Source organism: Acidobacteriota bacterium (assembly GCA_029861955.1).
GTDB lineage: Bacteria > Acidobacteriota > Polarisedimenticolia > Polarisedimenticolales > Polarisedimenticolaceae > JAOTYK01.
In genome coordinates, this window is the sequence record JAOTYK010000084.1 from 1 (window position 1) to 4,662 (window position 4,662).

Below are 4,662 nucleotides of genomic sequence, written 5' to 3' on the forward strand. Positions count from 1 at the left end.
GACCCCGAGAAATCGGAAGGGGCGGCGGAGTCCACCAGCTCGGATAGAGTGACTTAGCCGTCGTGTTTGTTACGCAGCTGTGACACGCTACTCTCCCCTGTCGGAATACATTCTTCTGACGTAGTCCAACGTTAGGAGAGCGATCATATTGTTAGGTCACCAGCGCTGCCGGCTCCGCATGAAACAGTTTCGGATGGGCCGCTCGCTCCTCCTCGCGACCCTCCTGCTCACGTTGATGAACCTTCCGGCCTACGGTCAGGAATCCGAACCGCTCTCGGAGAACAGTGCTCTCCACGTCTTCCTGGACTGCCAGGGAGGTGCCTGGCACTGCGACTTCGATCACGTCCGCCGGGAAATCAAGTGGGTCAACTGGGTGCGCGACCGCAAGGACGCGCAGGTCCATCTTCTGGTCACCGCGCAGGGGACGGGAGGTGGGGGAAACAGCTACACGCTCGATTTCATCGGGCTCGATGAACTGGACGCCGAAACGGACTCGATCAGCTTCGTCTCGGATCCCGACGATACCCACGATGAGGTCCGGGAGAAGCTCACGCAGACCTTTGCCGTCGGATTGGTTCGCTACGTCGCATCGACTCCCCTCGCGCAGCAGCTTCAAGTTTCCTACGAAGAATCTCCCGGGCAGGCGGTACAGGCAGATCTGGAGGAGGATCCCTGGAAACTGTGGGTGTTCCGCGTATCCGCCAGCGGATCCTTCAACGACGAGTCCCTCCAGCGGGGCAACTGGTACAGCGGGTCCGTTTCGGCCAACCGCACCAGCGACCGGCTCAAGTTCAACTGGAGCGCTTCGACGTGGTCGTCCCGTGACGAGTTCGAGATCGACGGCGAGGTCCTCGAGAGCAGCAGCAAGAGTTCCAGCTCGAGTCTCCTCAGTGTCTGGAGTCTGAGCGACCACTGGTCCGTGGGGATGATCGCAGGGGGCAACAACTCCTCGTTCAGCAACATCGATCTTGCCCTGATCGGGGGCCCGGTCGTGGAATACAGCGTGTTCCCTTACGACGAGTCCACTCGAAAGACCCTCACCTTCCAATACTCCGTGGAGGCCGTAGACAATACGTACGAGGCCATCACGGTTGCGGGAGAGACCGAGGAGACGCTCGGCCGCCACCGTCTGGTCGCCGCCCTGGACATACAGCAGCCATGGGGCGGCATGTTCGGACAGGTTGCCGCAACCCAGTACCTTCACGATCCGTCGGTCCACAGGGTGGACACCTTCCTCGGCGCCAACGTGCGAGTCTTCCGGGGTCTCGACTTCAATGTCTCGGGTAGCTTCTCCCGCATCAAGGATCAGTTCTTCCTTCCCGCCGAAGGATTGACGTCCGAAGAGATCCTGCTCCGGCGGGGGCAGCGAGAGACCGATTTCCGCTACCGCGTCAGCATGGGGTTCAGCTACCGGTTCGGATCGAAGCTGGCCAACGTGGTGAACCCCCGCATGAACCGTGGCTTCCGGTCCTTCTACTGATCCGTACGGTGCGAGAATGTTCGAAGCGGTGCTACGGTCCGGATCGTGTCACTCTAGTACACTGTGGCTGGGAACTCCTGAAGAGTCCCTTGGGATGAACAGGGCTGGAGAGCGAGATGCCGATGAGATACGCGACTGCCCTCACGTTACTGCTCGCCGCGTGTATGACTGCCGCCGTAGCCGGGAACGTGGCGGATTGTGCCCGTTTACTTGCGGGCCAGGAGTACGACGCCGCCGTCACTCCTTGCGCGGAGGCGGCGGAAATGGGAGACGCCGGCTCGCAGTTCAATCTGGGTGTGCTGTACGCGACGGGCAAGGGTGTGCCCGCGGACGATGTCAAGGCATTCAACTGGTTCGCGATGGCCGCCGAACAAGGAGTGATCGGCGCACAGTTCAACCTGGGGTTGATGTACGCCACCGGCCGCGGGGTTCCCAGAGACGGCGCCGGGGCGGTCGAGTGGTACGGCAGGTCGGCGACGGGGGGACATGCCGAAGCGCAGTACAACCTCGCTGTGATGTACGACACCGGTGACGGCGTCGCCCCGGACGCTCCGAAGGCCGTCGAGTGGTACAAGAAGGCGGCCGAGCAGGGGCATGCTTTCGCGCAATTGAACCTCGGCGTGATGTACGACGACGGCCGGGGCGGACCGGAAGACGACGCCCAGGCGGTCAAGTGGTACAGGAAGGCGGCGGAGCTGGGGCATAGCGGCGCGCAGTACAACCTCGGCGTGATGTACGCCAATGGCGACGGCGTCTCCAAGAACGATTCCAAGGCGGTCAAGTGGTACCTCAAGGCTGCGGAGAACGGGCACGACGAAGCGCAGTACAACCTCGGCGTGATGTACGCAAACGGCGAGGGCGTCACCGAGAACGACGGCCAGGCGCTCGATTGGTTCGCGAAGGCCGCGGACCAGGGTCATGCCAACGCTCAGTACAACCTCGGCGTGATGTACACCAACGGCGAGGGCACCCCGGAAGACCTGTTGGAGGCGTTCATGTGGGTCGATCTGGCGGCGGCGCAGGGTGAGGAGAAAGCCGAGTCCGTCAGGAACCTGCTGCGCGAGAGACTGACCCCGGAACAAATCGCCGAGGCGCAACGACGCTCACGTGAATGGTTGGAGAGACACCCAGATTGAACCGTTTGGGATCCCGGGATCAAGCGCTGTGTCCACCCACACTCGCCCCGCTTGCACCCATCCAGGCCTCGATTCTAAGGGGTCCGGCCCCCTGAACTACCGGGGAGCGCGTCGTTTCAACTCGTCGAACCAGTTGAGCACGAGGATCCCGTGGGTGCGATCATCGGTCTCGGACTCGCCCCTGTCGGTGACCAGGACGCGCTGGCCATCGGGGTGGAGGCTCCAGGTGGAAATCCAGCGGTTTCCCCCCAGCAAATCCTCGAAGACCACCCGCGGCTTCCGGGCGACGAACGACGGTCCGCTGCCGGAAACGTCCGCGACCAGCAGGTCGTCTCCGCGCCGGTAGTACAGCTCGCGTCCGTCGGTCGACCAGCGGGGAAAGCCGATCGACCCGTCCGTCGAGATCTGCCACTTACCTGGTCCCGCCGGGTAGGGCCGGACGTAGACCTGGGATTCACCCGACTCGTTCGAGCTATAGGCCACCCAGCGGCCATCAGGCGACATCTGCGGGAAGCTCTCATTTTGAGGGGTCACGAGGAAGTCGGTCGACTCGTGATCTCCATCCGCATCCAGCGCCACGATGTCCCAGCCCGTGTCCGGATCGAGCCTTGTAACAAGCAGCGTCTTGCTGTCCGCACCCACATCGTGAACGTAGTGCGGTATGTCGCTCTCGTTCAGGCGCACGATCTCGCCCGTACCGTCGGCTCGCTTGGAGTAGACATTGGCCACACCGTCCCGATCCGACGAAAAATAGATCCGTGCGCCGTCGGGGCTCCAGCGCGAATCACCGCTGGCCGCTTCGGCGAAGGTCAGACGCGTCAGCGTATCCCGAGTGAAGTCGTAGATCCAGATATCGGTTTGGCTCGACTCATCGAATACATCGACGGCCAGCTTCGTGCCGTCGGGAGAGATCGAGAACTGACGGTAACCCCGGCTTTCGACGAGCGCCGGTGTGCGCGCACCATCGGATCCCAGCCAACTCAGCGTCACGTCGCGTTCCCTTGCTCCGCCGCCGCTGAACAGCAGGTGACCCGCCGGCGAGAAGTGGTAGCGCGCGCCGCCGTGGCCCGCGTTGAAGCTGATGCCTTCGAGGACAGGAGCCGCAGAGCCACTCACCTGACGAGACTCCGGATCGAAGGCGACCGCAAACATCGTAGCTTCGTGCACGTAGACCAGGTGGCCGGTCGGCACGTAGGCCGGGTTCGATCCGCCGCGCTGCAGCACTTTGCGTTCCTTGCTTGCGACGTCGAGGATCTCGACGGTGGCCTCGTCGAAGCTGTCACCCTTCTGCTGGACGGTGAACAGCAGCGCTAGCCCGTCGGGAAGGAAGTGCGGCCAGCGGTGAGAGCGCTCGCCCTCGCCAGGCAGCGTGAGCTCCTCCGGAACTCCGCCACTGGCCGGGACGCGCAGGAGACCGCCGGAAGTGTCGGGAGCGAAGACGATCGTTTCGTCGGGTCCCCAGCTGCCGCCGCGAAAACTCTTGACGTCGCACAGCGTCAACGGCGCGCCGCCCACGACGGCGACCTTCTTCAGCTTGCGCCCGGCGACGAACGCGATCCAGCGGCCGTCTGGGGAAAAGAAGGGCTGCTGGGCTCCGCTCGTCCCGGACAGCGCCGTTCCCTGGAGCTGGTCGATCATGCGCACGTGCAGCACGCCGTCAGGTTCGGCGACGTACGCGATACGTGTTCCATCGGGCGACAGAACGGCCTGGGGCCCGGGTCGCCGTACGATGTTCTCCGACGAGAGCTGCACGTTCATCCGGATGACCTGCGCCGCTGCGCCGTCGGTGTCCCGCGACACGAAGAGTCCGGCGCTCGACGCGAGCGCCGCGATGACGGCCACGCCTGCGACCAGCCACGGCAGACGGGACGGCCTCGGCGCGGTCGACTCGGCAACCGCCTCGTCCTCCGGTGCTTGCAAGACCTCTTCGATCGCGATGCGCGCGTCACCGATGTCCCGCAGCCGCTTGTTCGGATCACGCTCGAGGCAGCGCTCGAGGAGGCGCCGGATGCGGGGCGGCGTATCCGCGGGCAGCGAGCCCCATTC

3 protein-coding genes and 1 pseudogene are annotated in these 4,662 nt (G+C 64.0%); 3 read left to right on the plus strand and 1 reads right to left on the minus strand.

Annotated elements, in window-relative coordinates; genetic code table 11:
• Nucleotides 1–178: 178 nt before the first annotated feature.
• The 3 genes and pseudogenes from OES25_17485 (at nt 179) to OES25_17495 (ending at nt 2,616) form a co-directional block, all read left to right on the plus strand.
• The gene (locus OES25_17485; protein MDH3629430.1) at nt 179–1,480 is read left to right on the plus strand and encodes a hypothetical protein; all 1,302 of its coding nucleotides are present in this window, start codon (nt 179–181) and stop codon (nt 1,478–1,480) included.
• 263 nt (nt 1,481–1,743) lie between these two features.
• Nucleotides 1,744–1,845, plus strand: a pseudogene (locus OES25_17490) (SEL1-like repeat protein).
• The gene (locus OES25_17495) at nt 1,840–2,616 is read left to right on the plus strand and encodes a sel1 repeat family protein (protein MDH3629431.1); all 777 of its coding nucleotides are present in this window, start codon (nt 1,840–1,842) and stop codon (nt 2,614–2,616) included. Before OES25_17490 ends, OES25_17495 begins: the two are co-directional and overlap by 6 nt.
• Nucleotides 2,617–2,712: 96 nt before the next feature.
• Here the strand turns inward: OES25_17495 and OES25_17500 are convergent.
• Nucleotides 2,713–4,662, minus strand: a 1,950-nt coding sequence (locus tag OES25_17500) for a hypothetical protein (protein ID MDH3629432.1), incomplete at its 5' end; no start/stop codon positions are given.